The organism is Pedococcus cremeus, from assembly GCF_900111375.1.
GTDB classification, from domain to species: domain Bacteria; phylum Actinomycetota; class Actinomycetes; order Actinomycetales; family Dermatophilaceae; genus Pedococcus_A; species Pedococcus_A cremeus.
Map to the genome: position 1 here is coordinate 240,631 of NZ_FOHB01000008.1, position 24,655 is coordinate 265,285.

The 24,655-nt window shown below is 68.8% G+C and carries 23 protein-coding genes and 1 tRNA gene; 15 read left to right on the top strand and 9 right to left on the bottom strand.

Annotation, left to right across the window (positions count from 1 at the left end):
* Positions 1–74: 74 nt before the first annotated feature.
* The 6 genes from metG to BMW78_RS16320 all read left to right on the top strand — a co-directional run bounded on the left by metG (position 75) and on the right by BMW78_RS16320 (position 7,979).
* The gene (gene metG, locus BMW78_RS16295) at positions 75–1,895 is read left to right on the top strand and encodes a methionine--tRNA ligase (protein WP_091761870.1); all 1,821 of its coding nucleotides are present in this window, start codon (positions 75–77) and stop codon (positions 1,893–1,895) included.
* Complete coding sequence (locus BMW78_RS16300) at positions 1,882–2,757, top strand: TatD family hydrolase (RefSeq protein WP_091761872.1); 876 nt, start codon at positions 1,882–1,884, stop codon at positions 2,755–2,757. The genes metG and BMW78_RS16300 overlap by 14 nt, the downstream gene beginning before the upstream one ends.
* 352 nt (positions 2,758–3,109) lie before the next feature.
* Complete coding sequence (locus tag BMW78_RS16305; RefSeq protein WP_425439065.1) at positions 3,110–4,201, top strand: resuscitation-promoting factor; 1,092 nt, start codon at positions 3,110–3,112, stop codon at positions 4,199–4,201.
* A 126-nt stretch (positions 4,202–4,327) separates the two neighbouring features.
* Complete coding sequence (gene rsmA / locus BMW78_RS16310; protein ID WP_091761876.1) at positions 4,328–5,188, top strand: 16S rRNA (adenine(1518)-N(6)/adenine(1519)-N(6))-dimethyltransferase RsmA; 861 nt, start codon at positions 4,328–4,330, stop codon at positions 5,186–5,188.
* A gap of 9 nt (positions 5,189–5,197) precedes the next feature.
* Positions 5,198–6,133, top strand: coding sequence for a 4-(cytidine 5'-diphospho)-2-C-methyl-D-erythritol kinase (locus BMW78_RS16315; protein WP_091761878.1), 936 nt, complete (start codon positions 5,198–5,200; stop codon positions 6,131–6,133).
* A gap of 13 nt (positions 6,134–6,146) precedes the next feature.
* Positions 6,147–7,979 carry an ABC-F family ATP-binding cassette domain-containing protein gene (locus BMW78_RS16320; protein ID WP_143056306.1) on the top strand — a complete coding sequence of 611 codons (1,833 nt, stop codon included), beginning with the start codon at positions 6,147–6,149 and terminating at the stop codon, positions 7,977–7,979.
* Between the two features lie 33 nt (positions 7,980–8,012).
* On the opposite strand, the gene BMW78_RS16325 is transcribed toward BMW78_RS16320, so the two are convergent.
* On the bottom strand, positions 8,013–8,444 hold the full coding sequence (locus BMW78_RS16325; protein WP_091761881.1) for a pyridoxamine 5'-phosphate oxidase family protein: 432 nt from the start codon (positions 8,442–8,444) through the stop codon (positions 8,013–8,015).
* Positions 8,445–8,781: 337 nt separating this feature from the next.
* Between BMW78_RS16325 and BMW78_RS16330 the strand changes: the two genes are divergently transcribed.
* Positions 8,782–9,897 carry a cell wall-binding repeat-containing protein gene (locus BMW78_RS16330; RefSeq protein WP_177180440.1) on the top strand — a complete coding sequence of 372 codons (1,116 nt, stop codon included), beginning with the start codon at positions 8,782–8,784 and terminating at the stop codon, positions 9,895–9,897.
* A gap of 375 nt (positions 9,898–10,272) precedes the next feature.
* Complete coding sequence (locus tag BMW78_RS16335; protein WP_177180441.1) at positions 10,273–11,319, top strand: cell wall-binding repeat-containing protein; 1,047 nt, start codon at positions 10,273–10,275, stop codon at positions 11,317–11,319.
* 124 nt (positions 11,320–11,443) lie between these two features.
* Here the strand turns inward: BMW78_RS16335 and BMW78_RS16340 are convergent, their stop codons facing one another.
* Positions 11,444–11,941, bottom strand: a complete 498-nt coding sequence (locus BMW78_RS16340; RefSeq protein ID WP_177180442.1) for a MarR family winged helix-turn-helix transcriptional regulator — start codon at positions 11,939–11,941, stop codon at positions 11,444–11,446.
* Between the two features lie 60 nt (positions 11,942–12,001).
* On the opposite strand from BMW78_RS16340, the gene BMW78_RS16345 reads away from it, so the two are divergent.
* Complete coding sequence (locus BMW78_RS16345) at positions 12,002–12,811, top strand: methyltransferase domain-containing protein (protein WP_091761889.1); 810 nt, start codon at positions 12,002–12,004, stop codon at positions 12,809–12,811.
* A 204-nt stretch (positions 12,812–13,015) separates the two neighbouring features.
* The gene (locus BMW78_RS16350) at positions 13,016–13,612 is read left to right on the top strand and encodes a hypothetical protein (protein ID WP_091761891.1); all 597 of its coding nucleotides are present in this window, start codon (positions 13,016–13,018) and stop codon (positions 13,610–13,612) included.
* 162 nt (positions 13,613–13,774) lie between these two features.
* On the opposite strand, the gene BMW78_RS16355 is transcribed toward BMW78_RS16350, so the two are convergent.
* Positions 13,775–14,377 carry a TetR/AcrR family transcriptional regulator gene (locus tag BMW78_RS16355; RefSeq protein WP_177180447.1) on the bottom strand — a complete coding sequence of 201 codons (603 nt, stop codon included), beginning with the start codon at positions 14,375–14,377 and terminating at the stop codon, positions 13,775–13,777.
* Between the two features lie 139 nt (positions 14,378–14,516).
* Between BMW78_RS16355 and BMW78_RS16360 the strand changes: the two genes are divergently transcribed.
* The 3 genes from BMW78_RS16360 (at position 14,517) to BMW78_RS16375 (ending at position 16,665) form a co-directional block, all read left to right on the top strand.
* Positions 14,517–14,595 (top strand) — tRNA-Gln (locus BMW78_RS16360).
* Positions 14,596–14,999: 404 nt separating this feature from the next.
* Positions 15,000–15,689, top strand: a complete 690-nt coding sequence (locus tag BMW78_RS16370) for a hypothetical protein (protein WP_091761895.1) — start codon at positions 15,000–15,002, stop codon at positions 15,687–15,689.
* A gap of 178 nt (positions 15,690–15,867) precedes the next feature.
* Positions 15,868–16,665, top strand: coding sequence for a class I SAM-dependent methyltransferase (locus BMW78_RS16375; RefSeq protein ID WP_218144388.1), 798 nt, complete (start codon positions 15,868–15,870; stop codon positions 16,663–16,665).
* Positions 16,666–16,823: 158 nt separating this feature from the next.
* Here the strand turns inward: BMW78_RS16375 and BMW78_RS16380 are convergent, their stop codons facing one another.
* The 5 genes from BMW78_RS16380 to BMW78_RS16400 form a co-directional block, all read right to left on the bottom strand.
* Positions 16,824–17,129, bottom strand: a complete 306-nt coding sequence (locus BMW78_RS16380; RefSeq protein ID WP_091761897.1) for a hypothetical protein — start codon at positions 17,127–17,129, stop codon at positions 16,824–16,826.
* Positions 17,130–17,583: 454 nt separating this feature from the next.
* Entirely contained in the window at positions 17,584–18,555 is a 972-nt protein-coding gene (locus BMW78_RS16385; RefSeq protein WP_218144389.1) for a plastocyanin/azurin family copper-binding protein, read from the bottom strand.
* A gap of 801 nt (positions 18,556–19,356) precedes the next feature.
* Entirely contained in the window at positions 19,357–20,058 is a 702-nt protein-coding gene (locus BMW78_RS20895; RefSeq protein WP_091761901.1) for a class F sortase, read from the bottom strand.
* A complete protein-coding gene (locus BMW78_RS16395) occupies positions 20,058–20,822 on the bottom strand; it encodes a CHRD domain-containing protein (RefSeq protein ID WP_091761903.1) in 765 nt (254 codons plus the stop codon). Before BMW78_RS16395 ends, BMW78_RS20895 begins: the two co-directional genes overlap by 1 nt.
* 439 nt (positions 20,823–21,261) lie before the next feature.
* Positions 21,262–21,825, bottom strand: coding sequence for an ArsR/SmtB family transcription factor (locus tag BMW78_RS16400; RefSeq protein WP_091761905.1), 564 nt, complete (start codon positions 21,823–21,825; stop codon positions 21,262–21,264).
* A 65-nt stretch (positions 21,826–21,890) separates the two neighbouring features.
* On the opposite strand from BMW78_RS16400, the gene BMW78_RS16405 reads away from it, so the two are divergent.
* Entirely contained in the window at positions 21,891–22,460 is a 570-nt protein-coding gene (locus BMW78_RS16405; RefSeq protein WP_091761907.1) for a dienelactone hydrolase family protein, read from the top strand.
* Positions 22,461–22,787: 327 nt separating this feature from the next.
* Here BMW78_RS16405 and BMW78_RS16410 read toward each other — a convergent pair whose 3' ends face one another.
* A complete protein-coding gene (locus tag BMW78_RS16410) occupies positions 22,788–23,858 on the bottom strand; it encodes a sodium:calcium antiporter (protein ID WP_091761909.1) in 1,071 nt (356 codons plus the stop codon).
* 125 nt (positions 23,859–23,983) lie between these two features.
* Between BMW78_RS16410 and BMW78_RS16415 the strand changes: the two genes are divergently transcribed.
* The gene (locus BMW78_RS16415; protein ID WP_091761911.1) at positions 23,984–24,532 is read left to right on the top strand and encodes a DUF1990 domain-containing protein; all 549 of its coding nucleotides are present in this window, start codon (positions 23,984–23,986) and stop codon (positions 24,530–24,532) included.
* Positions 24,533–24,655: the final 123 nt, after the last annotated feature.

Here is a 24,655-nt window from a genome sequence, read left to right on the forward strand (position 1 = left end):
CTGCTGGGCCACCCCACCGGACCGGCGCCACGCGCCCGGAGACGGTTTGCCGGTCACCCCTAGGATTGCGTCCCATGAAGGTCCTCTCCGCTGTCGCCTGGCCGTACGCCAACGGGCCGCGGCACCTCGGCCACGTGGCCGGGTTCGCCGTCCCCTCCGACGTGTTCAGCCGGTACATGCGCATGGCGGGCCACGACGTGCTCATGGTCAGCGGCACCGACGAGCACGGCACCCCGATCCTGGTGCAGGCCGACAAGGAGGGGACCACCGCCCGAGACCTGGCCGACAAGAACAACCGGGTGATCGCCCAGGAGCTCGCCGACCTCGGCTGCTCCTACGACCTGTTCACCCGCACCACGACGGCGAACCACTACGCCGTGGCCCAGGAGCTGTTCACCCAGGTCTGGAAGAACGGCTACATGATCGAGCGCACCACCAAGGGTGCGGTCTCGCCGTCGACCGGCCGCACGCTGCCCGACCGCTACATCGAGGGCACCTGCCCGATCTGCGGCTACCCCGAGGCCCGCGGCGACCAGTGCGACAACTGCGGCAACCAGCTCGACCCCACCGAGCTCATCGACCCGCGCTCGAAGATCAACGGCGAGACGCCGGAGTTCATCGAGACCCAGCACTTCTTCCTCGACCTGCCGGCGCTCGCCGACTCGCTGCGCGAGTGGCTCGAGGAGCGCGAGGCGTCCGGCACGTGGCGGCCCAACGTCATCAAGTTCTCGCTCAACATCCTCGACGACATCAAGCCGCGGGCCATGACCCGTGACATCGACTGGGGCATCCCGGTGCCGCTCGACGGCTGGCGCGACCAGCCGACCAAGCGTCTCTACGTGTGGTTCGACGCCGTCGTCGGCTACCTCTCGGCGTCCATCGAGTGGGCGCGCCGGGTCGGCGACGCCGAGCGCTGGCGCGAGTGGTGGAACGACCCCGAGGCCGTGTCGCACTACTTCATGGGCAAGGACAACATCACCTTCCACTCCCAGATCTGGCCGGCCGAGCTGCTCGGGTATGCCGGTAAGGGGGCTCACGGGGGAGAGCCCGGTGGGTACGGGGTGCTGAACCTGCCGACCGAGGTCGTCTCGAGCGAGTACCTCACCATGGAGAGCAAGCAGTTCTCCTCCTCCCGGGGCCACGTCATCTACGTGCGTGACGTGCTCAGCCGCTACCAGCCGGACGCACTCCGCTACTTCCTGTGCGCGGCCGGCCCGGAGAACCAGGACGCCGACTTCTCGTGGCGCGAGTTCGTCACGCGCACCAACAGCGAGCTGGTCGCCGGCTGGGGCAACCTGGTCAACCGCACCGCCTCGATGATCGCCAAGAGCTTCGGTGAGATCCCCCCGGCGGCGGAGCTGACCGCCGACGACGAGGCGCTGCTCGCGAAGGTGCGTGAGGGCTTCGAGACCGTTGGCGGTCTCATCGAGCGGCACCGCCTGCGCCAGGCGATCAGCGAGGCGATGCGCGTCGTGGGTGAGGTCAACAAGTACGTCACCGACCAGGCGCCGTTCAAGCTCAAGGGCGAGGACGAGCGCGAGCGGCTCGGCACCATCCTGCACGTCACGGCGCAGGCCGTGGTCGACCTCAACACGATCCTCAGCCCGTTCCTGCCGCACTCCTCCAACGCGGTGCACGCGACGTTCGGTGGGGAGGGTGAGTTCATGCCCATGCCGCGGGTCGACGAGGTCACCGACCTCGACGACGGCCACCCCTACCCCGTCATCACCGGGGAGTACTCCGCGACCCCGGCGTGGGAGTCCCGTCCCGTGCGCGTGGGGGCCCCTGTGAGCAAGCCCACACCGGTGTTCCAGAAGCTCGACGAGTCCGTCGTCGAGGAGGAGCTGAAGCGCCTGCAGGGCGACGCCGAAGACGAGGCCGATGGCGACGCCTGAGGCGGGTCCCCGGCCGGGTGGCCGGTCGGGCCACGGACGGGTGCCGACGGCGCCCGACCCCCTGCCCATCCCCGTGGTCGACAACCACACCCACCTCGACATCGCTCGCGACGGCGAGGAGCCGGCCGACGTCGCCGACACCGTCGCGAAGGCGGCGGCGGTCGGGGTCGACCGGCTCGTGCAGATCGGCTGCGACCTGCCGGGCGCGCGCTTCACGGCCGAGGTCGTCGACAAGCACCCGGAGGTTCTCGGCGGGGTGGCCCTGCACCCCAACGAGGCACCTCGTCTCGCCGAGGCCGGGAGCCTCGACGCGGCATACCGGGAGATCGAGGAGCTGGCCGCCCACCCGCGCATCCGCGTCATCGGCGAGACGGGCCTCGACTACTTCCGCACGGGTCCGGATGGCGTTGGGGTGCAACAGGACTCGTTCCGCTGGCACATCGACGTCGCCAAGCGGCTGGGCAAGGCGCTGCAGATCCACGACCGCGACGCGCACGACGACGTGCTGCGCATCCTGGCCGAGGAAGGGGCCCCTGAGCGCACGGTGATGCACTGCTTCAGCGGTGACGTCGGCATCGCCCGCCAGTGCGTCGAGCGCGGCTACTTCCTGTCCTTCGCGGGCACCGTGACGTTCAAGAACGCACGGTCGCTGCGCGACGCGCTGGCGGTCACCCCGCTCGAGCAGGTGCTGGTCGAGACGGACGCGCCGTACCTCACGCCGGCGCCCTGGCGCGGTGCGACGAACGCGCCCTACCTGGTGCCCCTGACGGTGAGGGTCATGGCCGGCGTCATGGGCGTCGCGGTGCCCATCCTGTGCGAGGCCCTGAGTGCCAACTCGGAGCGGGTCTACGGACCCTGGTGACCCATCGGGACCGGCCCGGGCCACGGCGTCCCGGTCCATTAATGGCACGCCTGTAGTTCCCGCAGGCTATTGACTCTGCCGTTACCAAAATTTGACCTCTGGCCGAATCCCGTTCATGGTGGGTGACTGTTGGCCGGGTTCGTATGTCCCCCGGCGGCACGCACCAGGGGTGCTGGAACGGCCAAGGACGGCCGGGCGGCATCCCCTTCCAGACGTTTGACGGTGCCCCTGTATCACTCGCAGGGCGTGCGCTGTCCCCCCGCGTGACCGCCCTGTACCGATGCCCGGGAAGTTCGACCACTGGAGCATCGTGATCTCTCGTTCTATCAGGCGCGTCGCACAAGGCGCCGTGGTGACGACCCTCGCCGTCGGCGCCGTGGGCGTCTCCCACTTCGACAAGTCCGTCAACCTCTCCGTCGACGGCAACACCTCCTCGGTGCACGCCTTCGGCGGCACCGTCAAGGACGTCCTCGCCAAGCAGGACATCCGCGTCGGTGAGCACGACGTCGTCGTGCCGTCGCTGAACAGCCCCGTCCAGGACGGCCAGAAGATCGTCGTCCGCTACGGCCGCAAGCTGACCGTGACCGTCGATGGCAAGACCCGCGAGTACTGGACCACCGCCACCACGGTGGCCTCGGCCCTGCAGGAGCTCGGCATCCGCGCCGACTCGGCCAAGCTGTCCGCGTCCCGCTCGCAGACCCTCGGTCGTCAGGGCCTGGCACTCACCGTGTCGACGCCGAAGTCGGTGTCGGTGCGGGTCGACGGCAAGAACCTGGCGACCGCCTCCACCGGCACGACCGTCAAGGACGCGCTGAACGAGCTGCGCGTCAAGGTCGACGGCGACGACCGGGTCAGCCCGGGCCTGGCCGCGCCCATCCGCGACGGCCTGAAGATCGCCGTGCAGCGCGTGAGCACCAAGAACGTCAACGCCACCCAGGCCATCGGCTTCGGCACCGTCCGCAAGAGCGCCTCCACGCTCTACAAGGGCCAGACCAAGACCCTCAAGGCAGGCCAGGAGGGCACCCGCGTGGTGACCTACCGCCTCGTGACGGTCGACGGCAAGACCGAGACCAAGAAGGCCCTGAAGTCGGTCGTGACCGAGCAGCCGGTCGCCCGCGTCATCGCCATCGGCACCAAGGCCAAGCCGGCCCCGGCGCCCACCAGCGGCGGTTCGAGCAGCGGCTCCGGCGGCGCCATCAACCTGGCCCGCGCCGACATGTGGGACCGCATCGCCCAGTGCGAGTCGACCGGCAATTGGTCGATCAACACCGGCAACGGCTACTACGGCGGCCTGCAGTTCGACCTGCGCACCTGGCTCGGTGCCGGTGGTGGCGACTTCGCCTCCCGCCCGGACCTCGCCTCGCGCGCCGAGCAGATCACGGTTGCCAACCGCGTCTACGCCGAGCGTGGCCTCAGCCCCTGGGGCTGTGCGCACGCCGCCTGACGCGCTCTCACCGACAGCAGCGCCCCGGACCCTCGTGGTCCGGGGCGCTGCTGTGTCCTGGCGTCCTCGCCATCCGCGGCGCTGCCCCGGTCGGGTGCGCTGCGCGCGTCCCCTAGGCTCGCCTCCATGACCGAGCAGCAGAGCAGCGGCTACCTGGGGGCGGCCCAGATCCGTGAGCTCGCCGCCGGACTCGGCCTGCGGCCCACCAAGCAGTGGGGCCAGAACTTCGTCGTCGACGCCAACACCGTCAAGCGGATCGTGCGCCTGGCCGGCGTCAGCCAGGCCGACAGCGTGGTCGAGATCGGACCGGGCCTGGGCTCGCTGACCCTCGCCCTGCTGCCGGAGGCGGGACACGTGACCGCGGTCGAGGTGGATCCCGCTCTGGCGCAGGCGCTGCCGGGCACGGTCGAGCGCCTGGCACCGGAGTACGCCGATCGGCTCACCCTCGTGCACGCCGACGCCCTGACGGTGCGCTCGCTGCCCGGCCCGCAGCCGACGGCGCTGGTGGCCAACCTGCCCTACAACGTCTCCGTGCCGGTCGTGCTGAGCTTCCTCGAGGCGTTTCCGACGCTCGAGCGGGTGATGGTCATGGTGCAGCTCGAGGTGGCCGAGCGGCTCGCGGCGGGGCCCGGTTCGAAGGCCTACGGCGTCCCGAGCGTCAAGGCCGCCTGGTATGCCGACGTGCGGCTGGCGGGCACCGTCTCCCGCAGCGTGTTCTGGCCCGTGCCCAACGTCGACTCCGGGCTCGTCGCGATGACGCGCCGCGAGCCGCCGGCCACGACGGCGCCGCGCGCGGACGTGTTCGCGTGCATCGACGCGGCGTTCGCCCAGCGCCGCAAGACTCTTCGGGCCGCGCTGGCCGGCTGGGCCGGCTCCGCCGTCCGGGCCGAGGAGGTGCTGCGCGCAGCGGGTGTCGATCCCCGGACGCGGGGTGAGCAGCTCGGCATCGACGCCTTCGCTTCGATAGCGGCGGCCCGGCTGGCCTAGGGTGTGCGCATGACGTCTGCGACCGTGCCGTCCTCGTCGGCGACGGTACGCGTGCCGGCGAAGGTCAACCTCGAGCTGCTGGTCGGCCCCGTGCGGGAGGACGGCTACCACAACCTCTCGACCGTGTACCACGCCGTCAGCCTCTTCGACGAGGTCACCGTGTCGTTCGCCGACGAGTGGGGCCTGGAGGTGTGCGGACCGCGCGCGGAGGGAGTGCCCACCGACGGCAGCAACCTCGCGGCCCGGGCCGCGCAGCTGCTGGCGCGGGCCGGTGGCGTCGACGAGCCGGTGCACATCCGCATCCGCAAGGACATCCCGGTCTCGGGTGGCATGGCCGGCGGATCCGCCGACGCCGCAGCCGCCCTCGTGGCCTGTGACCACCTGTGGGGCCTGGCCATGACCCGCGAGGAGCTGGAGGAGATCGCGGCCGACCTCGGCAGCGACGTCCCGTTCCTGCTGGCCGGGGGCACCGCGATGGGGTCCGGTCGCGGTGAGGTGCTCGCGCCGGTGCTCGCCCGCGGCACCTACCACTGGGTCTTCGCCCTCAGCGACGGCGGGCTGTCGACCCCGGCGGTCTACGCCGAGTGCGACCGGCTGCGAGAGGGACGCGAGGTGCCGGAGCCGACGCCGACCCCGGCGATGATGACCGCCCTGCGCTCCGGTGACGCACGTGCACTGGGGCGTGCGCTGACCAACGACCTGCAGCCCGCCTCCATCCGGCTCATGCCCGAGCTCGGCGACATCCTCGACGCCGGCATGGAGTACGGCGCGCTCGGCGGCGTGGTCTCCGGCTCCGGTCCCACGGTCGCCTTCCTCGTGGAGGACACCGAGGCCGCCCTCGACCTCGCCGTCTCGCTGACCGCGTCGGGAGCCGTGCAGGACGTTCGGCGCGCGACCGGTCCCGCCCACGGCGCGCACCTCGTCGCTGGACCACGACCTTCCTGATGGGCCCCTCCTGATGGCGAACCTCATCTCGGTCGAGCGTGCCTCGCTCGCCCTCGGCACCAACCAGGTCCTCGACGACGTCTCCCTCGGCGTCAACGGCGGGGCCCGCATCGGCGTGGTCGGGCGCAACGGTGGCGGCAAGTCCACCTTGATGCGTGTGCTCGCCGGCCTCCAGGCCATCGACTCGGGCCGGGTGACGCGGGCGGGTGACGCGAAGCTCGGCATGCTCGCCCAGACCGACGACCTCGACCCGTCGGCGACGGTGCGCCAGGCGGTGCTGGGCGACCTGCCCGAGCACGTCTGGGCCGGCGACGCCCGGGTTCGGGACGTCATGACCGGCCTGCTCGGCGGGGTGGAGGCCCAGGCGGTCGGAGGGCTGGAGGCCGTGGTCGGGCCGATGTCCGGCGGTGAGCGACGCCGGCTGGCGCTGGCCCGGCTGCTCGTCGCGGGTCCCGACGTCCTCCTGCTCGACGAGCCCACGAACCACCTCGACGTCGAGGGCGTCGCGTGGCTCGCCGAACACCTCGTCACCCACCGTGCCCGTCCGGACAACGCGCTCGTCGCGATCACCCACGACCGCTGGTTCCTCGACGCGGTGGCGACCATGACGTGGGAGGTCACGGGCGGCGGGGTCCACGACTACGAGGGCGGCTACGCGGCATACGTGTTGGCCAAGGCGGAGCGCGAGCGGATGGCCGCGGTGACCGCGGAGCGCCGCGACAACCTGCTCCGCAAGGAGCTCGCCTGGCTGCGCCGTGGCGCGCCGGCCCGCACCAGCAAGCCGAAGTTCCGCATCGATGCTGCCAACTCGCTCATCGCCGACGAGCCGCCGGCGCGCGACGACGTCGAGCTGCTGCGGTTCGCGAGCACCCGGCTCGGCAAGGACGTCGTCGACCTGCTCGACGCGAGCGTCGAGCTCGGCGGGCGCACCCTGCTCGACCGGATCACGTGGCGCCTGGCGCCGGGGGAGCGGGTCGGCATCGTCGGCGTCAACGGTTCCGGGAAGTCGACCCTGCTGCGCGCCATCGCCGGCGAGGTGCCACTCAGCTCCGGCAAGCGGAAGGTCGGGGCGACCGTGCAGCTCGCCTACCTCTCGCAGGAGGTGCGCGAGCTAGACCGGTATGCCGCGTGGCGCGTCATCGAGGCGGTCGAGGACGTGCGCAAGTACATCCGGTTGGGCAAGAAGGAGATCAGCGCCTCCCAGCTCGCGCAGCGGCTCGGCTTCACCGGTGGCCGCCAGCAGACGCGGGTGAGCGACCTCTCCGGTGGCGAGCGTCGGCGGCTCCAGCTGACACGGCTGCTGATGTCGGAACCGAACGTCCTGCTCCTCGACGAGCCGACCAACGACCTCGACATCGAGACCCTGACCTCGCTCGAGGACGTGCTCGACGGCTGGGCCGGCACGTTGCTCGTCGTGTCGCACGACCGCTACCTGCTCGAGCGGATCTGCGACCGCCAGGTCGCCCTCATGGGTGATGGCAGGGTGAGCGACCTGCCAGGCGGCGTCGAGCAGTACCTCGAGCTGCGGCACGCCCAGGAGGCGACGGCGGCGGAGACCGGCCGAGCAGCGGTGGCCGCGGCGTCGGGCGGGTCCGTCGGGACCAGCGCCTCGGCGTCGGCAGGGCCCTCGCCTGCCGAGCTCAGGGATGCCCGCAAGGAGATGGCCCGCGTGGAGAAGCAGCTCGCCCGGCTCGCCGAGCGCGAGGAGCGGCTGCACTCCGCGATGGTGGAGGCGGCCACTGACCACGCCAAGGTGCTGGAGCTGAACGGCCAGCTGCGCGAGGTCGTCGACGAGCGCGAGGCGCTCGAGATGCAGTGGCTGGCCGCCGCCGACGTCGTGGGCTGACCCAACCCGCCACGACGCCGACGGCGGGTGTCGTCAGCCGGTGGGCCGCATGTGCTTCCACGGGAGGTCCAACCGGAAGAGCCGGCCGGTCACCTCGACGGGCTTGATCTCGACGATGCTGAACTTGGCCGTGGGTACCCAGGGACGGAGCTGCAGATGTTCGGCGTCGTCCGCCTCCTCACCCTGCAGCTCACGCGCCGTGCCCCTCACGACTACGCTCATTGCCCGTTCGTCGTCGTAGCGGTCGATCTCGAACGCGACGTCCTGGTTCATCGTGATTCCCAGCAGCTTGCTGCCCTCCGCGGTGCGGAAGACGAGCCGGCCTCGGTGGACGACGTAGTTGATCGGCACGATGTGCACCTCGTTCACGAGGTGAAAAGCCAAGCGGCCGAACTCCTCCTGGCGCAGGAGCTCCCAGCAGTCGAGCTCGGGCAGCTCCGTCACGACGTCGTGGTTGTTGTCCATGAGCCCTCCTCGGCCGCTCTTCCTGGTGCGCCAAACGTAGGACGGGAGAGGTCGATGCCGGATGGGTCCAAGGACTCAGGACGTTCCCGGTCCTGGCTGTGCGCAGATCTGCGTCTTGACGGCTCGGAGGGCCTCCGCTAGGCCCGCCGTGACTAACACCTACGTCGTAGGACGCTCTGGGCGGGAAACAGGAGCAACGACGCAAAAGGGATCGTCCTTCTGCCGGTGTTCCGGCTTCTGGCGCGGCGCTTCACTCGTCCTGCCCACTCCTCCGCCAGTACCAGGGGGCCCAGGGGGGGTACTGAAAGGCAATCTGACCACGACAGGAGCAGGAACCATGGGTAAGCACACCCGCCGCGGCTCAATGGCAGCCGCTGCAACCCTCGCAGTCGGCCTCGCATTCGGTGCGGCTGCTGCGACGGCGGCACCGTCGTCCCCGAACCAGGACGACCCGGACCCGATGACCTGGGTCGCCACGAACGACGGCAACAAGAACCTCTTCCGGGTCGCCGGCACGGACCGTGTCGTCACGGCCATCAAGCTGATGAACGCCACCTCCAAGCGTTGGGGCCACTCGGTCATCATCGCCCGCAGCGACATCTTCCCCGACGCCCTCGCGGCTGCGCCCCTCGCGGACGTGCTCGACGCGCCGGTGCTGGTGTCGAAGCCCGGCAGCTCGATCGACAGCCGGGTCCTTGACGCCATCTCGCGTCGTCACTTCGACAACGTGATCCTCCTCGGTGGCACGGGCGTGTTCACGGAGGCGGCTCGGGCCCAGCTCGAGGGCATGGGGCTCAGCGTCGAGCGCCAGCGCGGCATCGACCGCTACGAGACGGCAGTGGGCATCGCCAAGCGGACCGCCCATGAGCTCGCCATGCGCGCTCAGGCAGAGGGCTTCACCTGGAAGAAGACGGTGAACGTCTACCTGGCCACCGGTCTGGACTTCCCCGACGCGCTGGCCGCCGGTCCGGCTGCTGCGGACAACGACGGCGTCGTCCTCCTCACCGCGGGCACCAAGATGAACGCCTCGACCTACAACTTCCTCAAGAGGGAGTGGAAGACCCTTCCGGAGTGGGCCAACGGCATCGAGATCCACACCGTGGGTGGCGCGGCCGAGAAGGCTGCGAAGTCCTCGATCGAGGACATCGCCGACACCAACACCGGTGCCGACCGCTACTCCACCGCCGTCCTCCTGGCCGGCAAGTACACGCACCCCATCAAGAAGATCGCAGTCGCCAGCGGTGAGAACCACGCTGACGGTGTTGTGGCGGGTGCCTGGATCGCCAACCACGACGGTCCGCTCCTGCTGACCGCGAACGCGTCGCTGCCCACTGTCGTGAGCAACTACCTGTTCAAGTTCGCGGATGGGAACACCGACGTCGTGGTCGTCGGTGGCACGGGCTCCGTGTCCCGCAACGTCAGCGCTCAGATCGCGAACCTGTTCCTGCTCTGACGCCGGCGGCAGGTCCGACCCGCCCTTCGGGGGGAGACTGGTCCTGAATCACCACGGCGAACTGCCCCCGGGCCTCGGCTCGGGGGCAGTTCGCATGTCTCCTCCGGGCCGGAGATCGTTGCCGTGTCAAGTGTCCGAAGGGTGTGGAACCCGTTCTGTAGAAGGGACTTTGGGCCCATGGTGCTACACGGCTGCGGTGGTTACGTGGAGTCGGCCCCCGTTGCCGAGAGGGGGATGACGCAGGGGGCGTCAGCGATCTCGCGGGGTTCTCAGGGGGCTGGGGAAAGTCAGGACAGGAGTTCAGTCATGAGTACATCCGTGCGTCGCACCACTCTGGCTACAGCGGTGGCGCTCGCTGGAAGCCTCACAGTCGGTATGAGTGCCTTCGCAGCACCCTCCACGCCCTACCAGGACGACGCCGACTCCGCTTGGACGCACGTTGCGTCCAACGACGGCAACAAGCACCTGTACCGGGTCGCCGGCACGGACCGCATTGCCACGGCGATCAAGCTGATGAACGCCACCACCAAGCACTGGAGCGACACCGTCATCATCGCCCGCAGCGACAACTTCGCCGACGCCCTGGCCTCCGCTCCGCTGGCCGACGTCAAGGACGCGCCGCTGCTGGTGTCGAAGCCGGGCAGCTCGATCGACAGCCGAGTTCTCGACGCGATTGCCCAGCGTCACTTCCACCACGTGATCCTGCTGGGTGGCACGGGTGTCTTCACCGAAGCCGCTCGGGCGCAGCTCGAGGGCATGGGCCTCACGGTTGACCGCCAGCGTGGCATCGACCGCTACGAGACCGCGGTCGGCATCGCCAAGCGAGTCGCCAACGACCTGGCCATGCGGTACCGCGCCGAGGGCTGGACGTTCAAGAAGACCGTCAACGTCTACCTGGCCACCGGCCTCGCGTTCCCGGACGCCATGGGTGCGGGAGCGGCCGCCGCCGACAACGACGGTGTCGTCCTGCTGACCGCCGGCACGAAGATGAACGCCTCCACCTACAAGTTCCTCAAGAAGGAGTGGAAGACGATCCCGTGGTTCGCCAACGGCATCGAGATCCACACCGTGGGTGGCGCTGCCGAGAAGGCTGCGAAGTCGTCGATCGAGGACATCGCCGACACCAACACCGGTGCCGACCGCTACGCCACCGCTGTCATGCTGGCCAACAAGTTCAAGCACCCGGTGGAGAAGATCGCCGTCGCCAGCGGCGAGACCTACGCCGACGGTGTCACCGCTGGTGCCTGGATCGCCAACCACGACGGTCCACTCCTGCTGACGGCCAACGCGTCACTGCCGAAGGTTGTGGCGAACTACCTGTTCAAGTTCGCTGACGGCGGCACCGACGTCGTGGTCGTCGGTGGACCGGGCTCCGTGTCCCGCAACGTCAGCGCTCAGATCGCGAACTTGTTCCTGCTCTGATCGCTGATGCCGCACGGCCCCGCCCCTGAGAGGGAGTGAGTGCCCAGCACGGCCCGTCGCCTCCGGGTTCGCCCGGGGGCGACGGTGTTCGTCTGTGCGGCAAAGCTGTTCGGTGCGCCGGTGGTCAGCTCTCGAAGGGGGAGAGCAGCCTGCGCAGGAGGTTGGCCAGCTCGGTGCGCTGGCGCGCGGGCAGCTCGGCGAGCAGCTGGCGCTCCCGCTCGAGCAGGTCCGCCATCGCGGCGTCCACCGTCCGTTTGCCGCTCTCGGTGAGCTCGACGATCACCCCGCGCCGGTCGTGGGGGTCGGGGCTGCGCTCGACGAGGCCGCGTCGCTCGAGGCGGTCGACCCGGTTGGTCATCGTGCCGCTGGTGACCAGGGTCTCCTGCACGAGCTGTCCCGGCGAGAGCCGGTACGGGTCACCGGCGCGCCGCAGCGCGGACAGCACGTCGAACTCCCAGCTCTCCAGGGAGTGACGGGCGAACGCCTGGGCGCGGTCGAGGTCCAGCCGGCGGGCCAGGCGCGAGATGCGCGAGAGCACGTGCAGGGGCGCGACGTCGAGGTCGGGGCGCTCGCGCTTCCAGGCCTCGACGATCCGGTCGACGTCGTCGGGAGGCGTGCTCATGGTTGGCATCGTACTCGCCGTCAAGTATCTTGATGTCAAGATAGTGCGAGAGGAGCTGCTGTGAGCACCAGGTGGGACCCCGAGCAGTACGCCCGCTTCGCCGACCATCGTGGTCGCCCGTTCCGCGACCTCCTGTCGCGCGTGGGGGCGGGGGATCCCGCCCTCGTCGTCGACCTCGGCTGTGGCAACGGTCCGCTGACGATGACGCTGGTCGAGCGCTGGCCCGGGGCTCGGGTCGTCGGCGTCGACTCCTCGCCGCAGATGTTGGAGTCGGCCCGTGCCGGTGACCCGGACGGGCAGGTGGAGTGGGTGCAGGCCGACCTCGCCACCTGGGACATCGCCACCCTGGGGGACCGGCCTTCGGTGGTCGTGACCAACGCGACGCTGCAGTGGGTGCCCGGTCACCGCGAGCTCCTCCCTGCCTGGGTCTCCGCGCTGGAGCCCGGCGGCTGGTTCGCGATGCAGGTGCCGTCGAACTTCGCCGCGCCCTCGCACCAGCTCATGCGAGACGTGGCCGAGCAGCACGCCGCGGCGGACCGGCTCCGGCCCGGCCTCGCCCGGGTGGGCGTGGCGGAGCCGGCCGACTACGTGGAGGACCTCAGTGCCCTCGGCTGCGACGTCGACGCATGGGAGACCACCTACCAGCACATCCTCGACCCGGAGGGGCTGCAGGAGAGCCCGGTGCTGGAGTGGGTCCGTGGCACGGGCCTGCGGCCGGTGCTCGACGCCCTCACCGACGACGCTGAGCGCGAGGCGTTCCTCGCGGAGTACGACGCCCGTCTCCGCGCGGCATACCCCCGCAGGCCCTTCGGGGTCCTGCTGCCCTTCCGCCGCGTCTTCGCGGTGGCGCACAAGCGTGAAGACGACTGAGCAGCAACGGCGTTCGCCTCCCTGAGATCGTCCGAAGGAATCCTCCCTTCGCTGAACGTCCCATGGAACTGAGGACCGTGGTCCGCCCCAGCCGGGACGTTCGGCCCTGAATCCGGCATCGCGCTGACCGAGAAACTGCATATGCATCAAGAGATCGCAGTTTCAACCACAGCCGGGGATCCCGGCGGAGCGAAGGACAGAGCAATGCGCAAGACCATGGACAAGCTCGTTTCCTGGACCGGCCTCATCGTGGCGGTCGTCCTCCTCGTCGCCGGCGGCCTGCTGACCTGGGCCAGCAACTTCGTCGCCGACAACGTCAAGCAGCAGTTCTCAGCCCAGAACATCACGATGCCGGTGGCGGCAGCCTTCCCCAAGGGCCAGGAGAAGTACCTCGCGCCCTACGCCGGCCAGCCCCTCGAGAACGGCCAGCAGGCCAAGGCTTACGCCGACCACTACATCCTGGCTCACATGAACGCCCAGAGCGGTGGCAAGACCTACTCCCAGGTCAGTGGCGAGTTCATGCAGATGGCCAAGGACCCGGCCGCCGACAAGGCTGAGGTTGCCAAGATGGGCGAACTGCGCCAGACCCTCTTCATGGGCAACACCCTGCGCGGCCTCCTTCTCTACGGCTACGCGTTCGACACCATCGGCCGCATCGCCGGCTTCGCCGCCATCGGTGCCTTCGTCGGAGCGGGCCTGCTCTTCGCCCTCAGCATCATGGGCCTGCGGCACGCCGCTCGGGTCCGCGAGGAGTCGCCGGCCAGCCAGCCTCGGGTGCAGGCCAACCCCGCAACCGCCTGACAACACCAACCGCCACGGAAGCGGCCCCGGGAGATCCTCCCGGGGCCGCTTCACGTGCCGGTGCCCGATCCGTATGCCGTGTGGCCGCGTCCCGTTGCGGGCGCGGCGGGCGGCGGGTGCGGGCGGGGCGGGCGGTGATTCAGATCTCGCTGGCGCCTCGGGTCAGGCGCGACCGGAGCGCAGCGTGGGCTTCTTCTCCAGGTTGGCCAAGCCGTTCCACGCGAGGTTGACGAGGTGGGCGGCCACGTCGGCCTTCTTCATCTTGGGCGAGTCGAGCCACCACTGGCCGGTGAGCGCCACCATGCCGACCAGCATCTGCGCATACAGCGGAGCGGCCTTGGGGTCGAGCTTCCGGCTCTTGAACTCCGCGGCGAGGATGTGCTCGACCTGGCTGGCCACGTCCGAGATGAGGCTCGCGAACGAGCCGGTCGACTGGCCGGTGGGGCTGTCACGCACCAGGATGCGGAACCCGTCCTTGGAGCTCTCGATGTAGTCGAGCAGGGCCAGGGCTGCTCGCTCCAGGGTGGTGCGACTGCTCTGGTCGGCCGCGAGGGCGCCGGTGATCCCCTCGAGGAGGGCCGCGATCTCGCGGTCCACCACGACGGCATACAGGCCCTCCTTGCCGCCGAAGTGCTCGTAGACCACAGGCTTGGAGACGTTCGCCGTCGAGGCGATCTCCTCGACGGTGGTGCCCTCGAAGCCCTTGTCCGCGAACAGCCTGCGGCCGACCTCGATCAGCTGTTCACGCCTCTGCTTGCCCGTCATGCGGGCCCGCACGGCCGCCTTGGCCTCCCTCTCGCGCTCAGTCACGCGGCCCATCATGCCCCGGCGCTCGCCCAGGACCGGCATTCCATGGCTGGGGCGGCGGTTGGCTACCCTTGCGGCAGTCCTGGTCGCAGGACGTTCCCCGGTTGGTCTGCTGGCAGGGCCCGCCTGACTTTGAATCAGGACAAGCGACGTAGGTTCGATTCCTACCCGGGGAGCAAAACCCGCAGGTCAGGGGCTTGGGCCGTCTGGACTCGGTTTCTCGTCCGGCCGGTTTTCCAACGGGTTTGCCAATACCAGCTGGTCGGAGTCGAAGGGCTGGTCGACCACGGCGGCGAAGATCTGGGCCACCTCGACCGCCTGGTCGCGGAGCACGTGGGCGTAGACCCGCAGGGTGAGCGCGAGTTGCCTTCGCGCGGACACCTGACGAGGCCCAGCTTCTCTCACCGGTGCGCTCGAGGGCCGCACTCCTCGCGGCACGGCCGCGCTGATCGCGGCAGAAGCGAGCTTTGCGGGAGTGGCTGGTGACGTGGCTCCCCCGCGGGAATACCTAACGCCTCTCGCCTCCTCCCTGAGTCGAGGCGAGAATGGGGACCGGAGTGGACGTCGAGGAGGACCCCTGATGAGTGCGCCACCGGCCCAACCACCTGAAGAGGACTCCTCCGGTGCAGCCGGCAAGGCGGCTGACTCTCAACTGCTCATCGAGCAGTTTCTGCCAACCTACGACGTCGGGGTCGTGCACGCCGACGTCTTCCGGGCGGCGCCTGCCCAGTGCTACCTGGTCGCCAGTGAGCTGGATCTCTTTCAGACCCCGTTGATACGGACCCTGATCGGGATCCGGGGACTGCCTCAGCGTGTGGCACGCACCATAAGGGGGAGCGGCCCGCCTACCACGGTCGAAGCATCCCGGCGTACGTTCCGGTTCAGAGACATGGTTGATCTGGGATGGATCTCGCTCGGCGAGACCCCGGGTGTGGAGCTGGTTCTTGGCCAGGTGGGCCGCCCATGGAAGGGGGTCGCGGTCTCCACCCACGTACCGACCACGCCAGAGCAGTTCAGGAGCTTCGATGAGCCTGGATTCGCCAAGATCGCCACCAGCCTCAGGGTCGATCCCTACGGGAACGGCTCCTCGATCCTGACGATGGAAACACGAGTCGCCATCACCGACGACACCAGCCGCCGCCGGTTCAGGCGCTACTGGCTGGTCATCGGCCCCTTCAGCTTGCTCATCCGTCGAATGGCGTTGCGCCTACTTGCGACTGAGTTCCGCCGGTCGACTCCTGGCGGGCCAGACGGTCGCGGAGTCGGGTAGCCGTCGCCATCATCGGGTTCGCCGTCGCCCCGTTGGCCACAGAGTTCGGGTCGGAATGAGACTGAACGTGTGTCGAACGAGTTGCGCGCTCATCGGCAGGACCGCGCGGGTCGCGGCATGAGCGAGCGGTTACTCCACGGGAATCCTGTGGTGACTGACCTGCCCCACTGATGTACTGGTGCGCCACCTGAGGTTTGCCGAGTTGACGGAGGTAGTCGTCGTGACGGGCTATGACGTGCTTGCCGAGGTGTATGAGTGGCTTATCTCGGACGCGAAGTTGACGCCCGCCGAGTTCGCCGCGGCGTTCGCTGACGTCACCTGTCTCCTTCCGTCGAACGCTCAAGTGCTCGATTGCTCATGCGGTACAGGGCAACTGGCGGTTGGCCTCGCCGGTCTCGGCATGCAGGTTGTTGCGACCGACGCCAGTGCAGCGATGGTTCGTCGGACTGAGAGGTTGGCTGAGGAAACCGGTGCATCGTTCTTGACGGTGCGAGCCGACTGGGAGGAGTTGACCGACCATTTCGGGGACGCCTCCTTCGACATGGTGTTCTGCGTCGGCAACTCGCTGCACCATGCCGAGGGGGCGAGAGGCAGGGTTGCTGCGCTGGAGTCGATGTCACGACTTCTGCGCCGTGGAGGGCGGTTGGTACTCACCTCCCGCAATTGGGAACTCGTGAGGTCCAGAGGCTCCCGGCTGGACATCAGTGACCGAATGGTCCGCCGGAATGGCCGCGATGGCCTCGTCATCTATCGCTGGGAAATCGCGCCGCAGTGGGAGCAGGAACACCGCATTGAGATCGCTGTCGTGCAAGTCGAGGGGGATGGGTCGGTCTTGGTCCGCTCTGAACTGTTGTCGTGCTGGCCGTATCAATACGGCGAACTCGAATCTGAGTTGCACAGCGTGGGACTACGGGTCGAGAAGAGCACGTTCGACCCGGAGGCTGAGGGGTACGTGGTGGTGGCGACGAAGGAGTAGGCACCGGATGCGTTCCTGACGCACAGGGGGGCGGTGTCACCACCACCGTCGCGCGCTCGTCAGCAAGACCGCGCGCATCGCGGCATGACGGTGCGTTCAGCAGTCGATCTTCCGCACCCTTTGAGCCGCGCTCTCGGCGTGCTGGCACGGCCTTGGGCTCAGGGATTGTGCTGGGCAGCGTGTGGGATGGCTGCGCCAAGTGCATCGTTCGCCGTGCGCCAGTTGTTCTCTCCCCAGACCAGAATGGTGGGGAGGCTGTGGTCGCCCGCTTGAGCGTCCCATGGGGTTCGAGCCCTGATCGTGATGTCCGAGCGGGGCAGCACCGCGTCGTAGCCAAACCAGCCCTGGAACAGGACGGACGCCCAAGTCAGACCGACGTCGGCCTCGCCTATCTGGATGCGGGTGACCTGTTCGATATCGAACCGCTTGACGACACGACCCCCGTCGGGCAACGAACTGACCATCCTCGACAGCGAACTGCACGCGACACGGCCAGACCAGCCACGAGGCGGAGTGGAGAAGCCCAATAGGCAGGCCCACAACGGCCGACACTGCCAGTGGCGCGAAGAGGAGAGACCAGTCCCTAGTGTCGAAGGCGCCCAGAATGCCGACGATGACGCCAATGACGGCTCCCAGCGCCAACGAACGCGGGGTGGGAGCCCACCAGTACCGGCGATCGGCACTCACGACAACGCGACCATCTGCGGCACGGGTGGACACCCCGGAAGGCTAAGTGAGGGCAGGGGACTTGATGCGCCATCGCCGGACTCCGCGCTGTCACGGCACGACCGGACGGCGGCAGATCCGGACGTTTGAGATCCGGGCTCGTGACCCCAGCTGCAGAAGCCCTGTTAGGACGAAGGCCCGAACCGCCAGGTCCGGGCCTTCGTCGTTTGGTGCGTCAGGACAGCGCAGCTGTTAGCGGACGACGGTGACGTCGCCCACCATGCCCATGCCGTCATGGATGGCGCAGATGTAGTGGAACCTGCCGGTCTTGGTGAAGGTGACGTCGAACGGCTTGCCCGGCTGCAGGACACCGCTGTTCAGATTCCCACCGGCGTAGTGGGTGGGGTCGCCTGATGGCCCGAGGACAGCGGGGATGGGAGGCTCCTGGCCGAAGGTCACGGTGTGGGGTGCACCGGGTCCAGCCACGAAGAACCGCACCGTGTGGCCGCGGTGAACCACGACGTGGGAACGGATGAACCGCATCACTGCGAACCCCTCGCCCTCGATCCCGACTCGGACGGAGTGGCCGGTGGCTTGGGCGTGCAGGGCCTGGCGCCAGGCGATCAGTCCGTTGTGGAGCAGGGCCTGGGCATGGTGGTTGCCCACCCGGTCGTAGTCCCGCTGGGTGTACGGGTATGGGGTGCCGGCCGGGCGGACGTGCACCCGGCCCTTCATCATGACGCCGTGCACCAGGCAGTAGTACGTGAAGTCGCCCGCGGCCGTGAACCTGAGGCGGTACGAGGTTGCGGGGTTGGTGAACGTGAAGATCGGCTGTGTGGCCATGATCCCCGAGTTGGTGTAGGCGGTGCCGTTGTAGCTCGAGGGACCCTGGCGCTGTGTCTGCGTCGTGTTGGAGGGGTCGAACGCAGGCAGGGACGTTCCTGGCTTCAGGAAGGTGACGGTGTGCGGCTCGGCGCTGTTGGACGTCCAATGGACGGTGTCGCCGACGTCGACCCAGATGTTCTTGGGCAGGAACGCCATCGCCGTGACGGCCATGTCGGGCGTCTCAGCACCGACGCGCACGTGCCAGGTGTGGTGTCTGTGCCAGGTGGCGTGCTCGGATGTGCTCGCCGAGGCACTTGAACCGACGGCGACCGGGAGGATGAGGGCAGTGACCGAGATGACGGCCAGGATCAGCCGCCGCAGAAGTGACTTCCCAGGCATAAGTGCTCCTAGAAATGGGGACTGACGGTCGCGGTCGCGGCCGCCTTGGAATGCTCGTGGAGCCCCGCAGCGCGCGCAGTCCAACATCAAGCGTGAGCGGCCCACCCAAGGTGTGCCTCCTACCGATGGCGCAGTACCCGTTCGAGCCGTCGCCCTGCGAATGCACGGGTCAAGCCCCTGATCGGGGGATGGCGCCCCCCTGCGGTGGCGTGGCGCATCGTCTGGTCCTCGGCCACGGACAGCGAACAGGCCGAGACGGGGTCCAGCCGCGGGCCCGCACACCCACGAGGCGGGCGGGTCGTGCGGGCACGCTGCTGTCTGCGCGGTTGGCACCGTTCCGCTCACCGCGACTGGGGTAGCAGGAATCGTCGTCGCCAGGCGCCGTGGGACGAGCTGTGGAGTCGACAGGTCGTCGAGGGCCTCCTAGAGGACTCCCCATGGGGACCGTCCCTGACGGCTTGGGCATCACCAGCGGCCAGCAGACGGCGATCTGGAGCGGGCCCCGGCGTCAGGGGAACCGCCCGAGCCCACCGCCGCGCCGAGCTTGCGGGGGACGACCCCCATGGGCGGCTACCGCTGAGTGGATGGAACGCGTCCGCTCGTCGGCAGATCCGTGCGTTTCAGCTCCGGTGACATCGCCACCGCCGGCCTTCGACGCCGCCCGCCAGAGTTCCAAAGAGGGTCACCATCGAGCCACCGACCCGACACGGCAGCATCCGGCAGCCCCGCGAGTCGGTCAAGCCCTCAGCTCGCGTCGGGCCCAAGTGCAGCCTGGCGTCCCTCCGTGTTGTTGACGCGGTCTCAGCTAGTGAGGTGGGCGTACGCCACGATGTTGTCGACGTAATGGCCTGAAGCGGTGTCGAATGCCCCGCCGCAGGTTATGAGTCGAAGTTCGGCGCGACCTTTGGTGTCGCCGTAGACCGTGGCCGTCGGGAAGTCCTGTTTGGAGTAGCGGGCCACTCGGTCGACCACGAAACGGGCTGTGTTGCCGTCCTTGCGGGTCACGTCCACTGCTGCTCCCTTCTGCAGGGAGCCGAGCCGGTAGAAGACAGCCGGTCCAGATTTGCTGTCCACGTGGGCCCCGATGACGGCGGGCCCGAACTCCCCGGGCGTAGGACCGTCCGCGTACCACCCGGCACGATCGAAGTCAGTCGGTGCCTCGAGCTTGCCGTGGGGGTCGAGGTGCAGGTCCACGATGCCGCTGGTTCGCACCCCTATTGAGGGGATGACCAGGGTCACGGGCGGGCTCGGTTGCAGGATCGGGCCGAACGAGCCCTCCCGTTTCGGGGCCATGGGCTTGGGCCTGGTGGGCGTTGAAGGAGCGGGCGCGGTATCCGACGCGCGGGGAGGCGCGGAGGTCGCGGCGGCGGCGTTTGGCTGCGGAGGCGCTCCCGGCGTTGTGAATGCTCTCAGGATCAGGGCGCAGCCGGCGAGGGTCAGCAGCGCAGTGACCACCATGACCAGACGGCCACGGTGGTCACCACTGCTGGGAAGGGAGCGCATTAGGCGCGGTTACGAACCTTGCGAGCAGCAACCGTGCCGGTGCCGACGGCCGCGAGCAGCAGGCCGCCCCCGAGCAACATCAGCTGGTTGTCCTGCGAGCCGGACGTCCCACCGGCGCCGGTGTCCATGCCACCGGCGGGAGCGGCTGCGAGCACTCCGCAGAGGGCCGGGTCGGTGGCCTCGGTGGGCAGCTTGGGGTCGAGATCGCTCTTGGTGCTGCCGTCGTACTTGCCGTTCTTGTTGTAGTCCACGCCGTGGACGACCACGACGGACTTGCCGTCGACAATGGCCTGGGCAACCGCGTCCGAGACGTTGATCGAGCCTCGTTCGTAGTTGATCTTCCCGCCGGGGGCGGTGTCGAAGCGGTCGATCGCCAGCCCGCTCTTCGGCGAGGTGTCACCGGTCTTGGTCAGGGAGACGACGATGTCACCGTACGCCGGGCCGCCCTCACTGGTGTTGAGGTGGTTGTCACCGTTGGCGTCGTCACCGGCGCGGGGGCACTCGTGTCGCGCCTCGGCGCCGAAGTGGATGTGTGCGGCGTGCGGGTTGTCCGGTAGCAGGCCGGCGGCGGCCATCGTGACGTCGACTCGGTTGCCGTGCACGGTGACCATGGCAGTGCCGTTGGCCTGCACGCCGTTGAGCGCGACCGGTCGCAGGGTGGCCATGGTGCCGCCGTCCGCGGCCTGAGCGATGCCCGCTCCCATGAACGGGACAAGTGCTGCTGCGCCGAGGGCGATGCCGGCCATCTTGGAGGTGGTGCGCATGCGTGACTCCTTGGTGTGAGCGGCCCTTCGCGGCCGCCGTTCGGATGTGCCACTAACGCAACGGGATTCGTTTCCACCCGGCGTCCGGATTGGGTCAACCGCCAACATTTGCGGCTTTCGAGCACCAAGCAGGAACCATGACGTCAAGAAGCTGTGCTGATAGCCGCAGGCGCACTTCATGAGCGGGACACGCGTGCCGTTCGTGCGGCCCAATCGGGTGGGTTGCTGACAGATGCCAACCAGGGGGTCTGACAGCGTGGACTTCGACGGAAGACGGAACCGACTCCTGAGCACGAAACCTGCCCAACCGTGTGAGCCGAACTACCCCGGAACGAGCTTTGAACCAGGACAAGCGACGTAGGTTCGGTTCCTACCCGGGGAGCCAAACCCGCAGGTGTGGATGCGTGTCGACGGCTGCAACGATGAGCGAGTGGGTGTGTCACTCGGCTGTCGGCAGGGTGGGGTGGTCGGTGGGGTAGATGCCGATCGCGAACCCGTACACGGTGTCGCCGGACCTCGGCATCCGGTCGAACTCGTCAACCAGTTCGGCCATCCGGTCCCAGAACTGAGCAGCCTGGTCTTCCGAGATGCGCGCATGCCGGATGAAGCCCCAGAGCTGTCCCTGCTCGAACGCCGTCGCGGACTCGCGTGCAGCGACCTCGAAGTCGTTGAAGTCCCGGGGCATCTGTTCGCCAGCGGGTGACGGTTCCGCTGCCACGTAGAACATGCGTGCGGTGCGGCCGTAGAAGCGTTCCTCGATCGCCCGCACCTTCCGGGTGCGCACCACCTGGAGCAGGCCGTTCCGGGTGAGCACGTCCACGTGGTGCGCGACGGTGCTCTTGGGCCGCTCGAGCGCAGCAGCGAGCTCGGTGACGGTGGCGGCCCGCTCGTGGAGGAGCTGCAGGATCGTTGTGCGGAGTGGGTGGCCGATGGCCTTCACCTGGTCCGGCCGGGTGAGCGCCATCCGATCGGCCAGCTCGTAGTCCGGGGGGTTGTCGCCCATGGCAGAACAGACTAGCATCGTCGATCATTCGAAGAAGATGGATCAATGAGAGGGAAGTCGCTGACATGGCCGAGGTGCTGCTGTATCACCACATCCAGGGCCTGACCGACGGGGTACGGGCCTTCGCCGACGACCTGCGGCAGGCCGGGCACACCGTGCACACACCGGACCTGTTCGACGGCCGCACATTCGGCAGCATCGAGGAGGGTTTCGGGTTCGCGCGTGACACGGGGCTCGAGGCCATCCGGGAGCGCGGCGTCGCCGCGGCCGATGAGCTCGGCCCAGGGCTGGTCTACGCCGGGTTCTCCTTCGGCGTGACGATCGCCCAGCGGCTCGCGCAGACCCGGCCCGGCGCCCGCGGGGCACTGCTCATGTACTCCTGCATCCCGGTCGCGGAGTTCGGTGAGGCGTGGCCGGAGGGGGTGCCGGTGCAGATCCACGGCAAGGAGGGCGACGAGTTCTTCGACGAGGACCTGCCGGCCGCACGCGAGCTCGCCAGTTCCACGGCGGCGGCCGAGCTGTTCGTCTATCCCGGCGACCAGCACCTCTTCGCCGACTCCTCGCTCGACGCCTATGACCCGGAGGCGTCCGCACTGCTCATGGAACGGGTGCGGGCGTTCCTCGCCTCCGTCTGACCGCCACAAACCTCAGGGAAAGGGCGGCCGCAGGTGAGTGAGACCGCTTTTCTCGACGTGACGGTCTTGCCATGGCGGCCCAGCGCTCGCGTGATGAAGCCCGAGGAGAGGCGCGAGTCCTACCGCACCCTGTGGCGCGCTGCACAACACATTCGTGACGTCAACGCCGACCGGCGCGTCAGGGTGCGCTGGACGTGGGCGTGAGGCTCTAGCCCAGCGCCTCTGACGGGAAGGGCTGGGCACTCAGTGTCTGAGGGGAGCGGCCTGGCGAGGCGCGCACCGGCACGGCCGAACCTCGGCTTGCGCGAGGTCCCGGAGTTCCTGAGGTCAGGTGCTGGTGGCGACCGCGAAGAGCCCGGCAAGTCCGAGGAGATAGAGGACGAGCACGACGAGGGAGTCCACTCCCATGCCTGCGATTCGCCGACGGGGACGGAACACCAGGCCGGTGGCGTAGACGAGAGTGAGCAGCATGCCGAGGGCGGTGAGGTAGATGTCGGTGGCCTGCGCCTGAGGCAGGACCGCCTTGCCGGACAGCAGGGTGGCGAGCAGGAACAGGACGGGGAGGAAGGCGTTGCCGCCGAAGATGTCGCTGACCGCGAGCTGGTAGTCCTCGTTCTTGACCGAGGTGAGTCCTGTGGAGACCTCGGGCAGGGACGTGGCCGCGGCGAGGAAGGTGGCCCCGAACAAGACCCCGGAGAGGCCGATGTGCCCTGCCATGGCGTCGCCGCTGCGCTCGAGCACGACGCCCGCCGCAAGGGTGACGACCGCGGCGGCTCCAAAGATGGCTGCCGACCTGGCGGTGCTGGTGCCCTTGGCGGAGGCGTCCTGCTCCGCCTTCTGCTGGGAGTGTCCTCGGGGCTTCGGCTGGTTGTCCGGCGCCTCGCCCGAGTCGGTCCACGGCAGCGACCTGGAGGCCCGCTGCAGGAGCAGCAGCCCGACGACCCAAACGATCGTGATGAGCACTGCGGCGGGGGCGAGCCTGAACCTGACCAGGTTCGAGGGCAGCTGAGAGCCGGCAATGACCACCGCGAGCACGGCGACCACGAGAACGGCCTCCAGGACGAGGACCAGCGACGCAGCCTGGTAGGTCAGCGGACGCCGGCCTCGAATCCCGAAGACGTCGAGCACGACCAGGACCACGGTCTGGATGGCGATGCCGCCCAGGATGTTGCCCACCGCCACACCGACGTTCCCCGCCAGCGAGGCGCTGGTGACGATGGCGATCTCGGGCAGGTTCGTCGCGAGAGCCAGCAGGATGAGCCCCCCGAGGGCGGAGCCGAGGTGCAACCGCGTGGAGAGCACGTCGGTGTGGTTCGAGAGCTGGATGCCGGCCACCCAGATGGCACCGGCAGCGGCCGCGAAGACGAGCAGCAGGATGGGGAAGGACCAGGAAGACAAGGCGGCTCCGTAGCGAAGAGGTCGAGAGGCTTTGTGCTACCCAGAAATAGTTGCACTCATGCAAGTAAATGGCGCGTCGGATGCGACCCGCAGTCGGCGAGTCGTGGCATCGTGGTCTGCCAGCCATGAAGCACCGCACGGATGTCCAGCCGCTGTCAGCGTCGCGACTCGAAGAGTTGCAGGCTGCGCCTCTGACGTATGCCGCTGTGGGCGCCACAGCGTCCGCGTCACCTCCCGGCTACGCCTGCGTGCACCTCTCCCGGATCTTGCGACGGCGCGACTTCGAGTCCGCTGTGGAGGACCTCATGACGTGGCGGGTCCACCGGCGAGCGGGTTTGGGGGTGGCAGCCTCCGGCTCCGCTCAGCCGGACACCGTCGTGGACATGCGCCTCGGTCTCGGGGCACTGGCGGTTCGCATTCCCTGTCGGGTGGTCTACGTCGTCGACGAGCCCGACCGCCGGGGCTTCGCGTACGGCACGCTCCCGGGCCACCCGGAGACGGGCGAGGAAGTCTTTCTCCTGCACCGGCATTCCGACGGCCACGTCGAGCTCACCATCACGGCCTTCTCCCGCCCGGCGACCCTGTTGGCTCGAGCGGGCGGCCCATTCGCGCGGTGGGTTCAGATGGCAATGACCAAGCGGTACCTCGCAGCCGCCGACCAGCTCGCGAGGTGAGCCGACCCCGTCCGCTGCGGAGCCGGCGGGAGGTGTGGCGAGGTACGGTGCTTGCTGTCGCTGTCGATCGGCCCGGGGGAGGGGTGTGGCGGCCCAGCAGCCCGTGGTGCTCGACCTGCCGTT

Bases quoted from the DNA above. Each gene is read 5' to 3' on its own strand.
- metG (WP_091761870.1), top strand. From the start codon at position 75: ATGAAGGTCCTCTCCGCTGTCGCCTGGCCGTACGCCAACGGGCCGCGG.
- BMW78_RS16300 (WP_091761872.1), top strand. From the start codon at position 1,882: ATGGCGACGCCTGAGGCGGGTCCCCGGCCGGGTGGCCGGTCGGGCCAC.
- rsmA (WP_091761876.1), top strand. From the start codon at position 4,328: ATGACCGAGCAGCAGAGCAGCGGCTACCTGGGGGCGGCCCAGATCCGT.
- BMW78_RS16315 (WP_091761878.1), top strand. From the start codon at position 5,198: ATGACGTCTGCGACCGTGCCGTCCTCGTCGGCGACGGTACGCGTGCCG.
- BMW78_RS16320 (WP_143056306.1), top strand. From the start codon at position 6,147: ATGGCGAACCTCATCTCGGTCGAGCGTGCCTCGCTCGCCCTCGGCACC.
- BMW78_RS16325 (WP_091761881.1), bottom strand. From the start codon at position 8,444: ATGGACAACAACCACGACGTCGTGACGGAGCTGCCCGAGCTCGACTGC.
- BMW78_RS16330 (WP_177180440.1), top strand. From the start codon at position 8,782: ATGGGTAAGCACACCCGCCGCGGCTCAATGGCAGCCGCTGCAACCCTC.
- BMW78_RS16335 (WP_177180441.1), top strand. From the start codon at position 10,273: ATGAGTGCCTTCGCAGCACCCTCCACGCCCTACCAGGACGACGCCGAC.
- BMW78_RS16340 (WP_177180442.1), bottom strand. From the start codon at position 11,941: ATGAGCACGCCTCCCGACGACGTCGACCGGATCGTCGAGGCCTGGAAG.
- BMW78_RS16350 (WP_091761891.1), top strand. From the start codon at position 13,016: ATGCGCAAGACCATGGACAAGCTCGTTTCCTGGACCGGCCTCATCGTG.
- BMW78_RS16355 (WP_177180447.1), bottom strand. From the start codon at position 14,377: ATGACGGGCAAGCAGAGGCGTGAACAGCTGATCGAGGTCGGCCGCAGG.
- BMW78_RS16370 (WP_091761895.1), top strand. From the start codon at position 15,000: ATGAGTGCGCCACCGGCCCAACCACCTGAAGAGGACTCCTCCGGTGCA.
- BMW78_RS16380 (WP_091761897.1), bottom strand. From the start codon at position 17,129: ATGGTCAGTTCGTTGCCCGACGGGGGTCGTGTCGTCAAGCGGTTCGAT.
- BMW78_RS16385 (WP_218144389.1), bottom strand. From the start codon at position 18,555: ATGCCTGGGAAGTCACTTCTGCGGCGGCTGATCCTGGCCGTCATCTCG.
- BMW78_RS20895 (WP_091761901.1), bottom strand. From the start codon at position 20,058: ATGCGCTCCCTTCCCAGCAGTGGTGACCACCGTGGCCGTCTGGTCATG.
- BMW78_RS16395 (WP_091761903.1), bottom strand. From the start codon at position 20,822: ATGCGCACCACCTCCAAGATGGCCGGCATCGCCCTCGGCGCAGCAGCA.
- BMW78_RS16400 (WP_091761905.1), bottom strand. From the start codon at position 21,825: ATGGGCGACAACCCCCCGGACTACGAGCTGGCCGATCGGATGGCGCTC.
- BMW78_RS16405 (WP_091761907.1), top strand. From the start codon at position 21,891: ATGGCCGAGGTGCTGCTGTATCACCACATCCAGGGCCTGACCGACGGG.
- BMW78_RS16415 (WP_091761911.1), top strand. From the start codon at position 23,984: ATGAAGCACCGCACGGATGTCCAGCCGCTGTCAGCGTCGCGACTCGAA.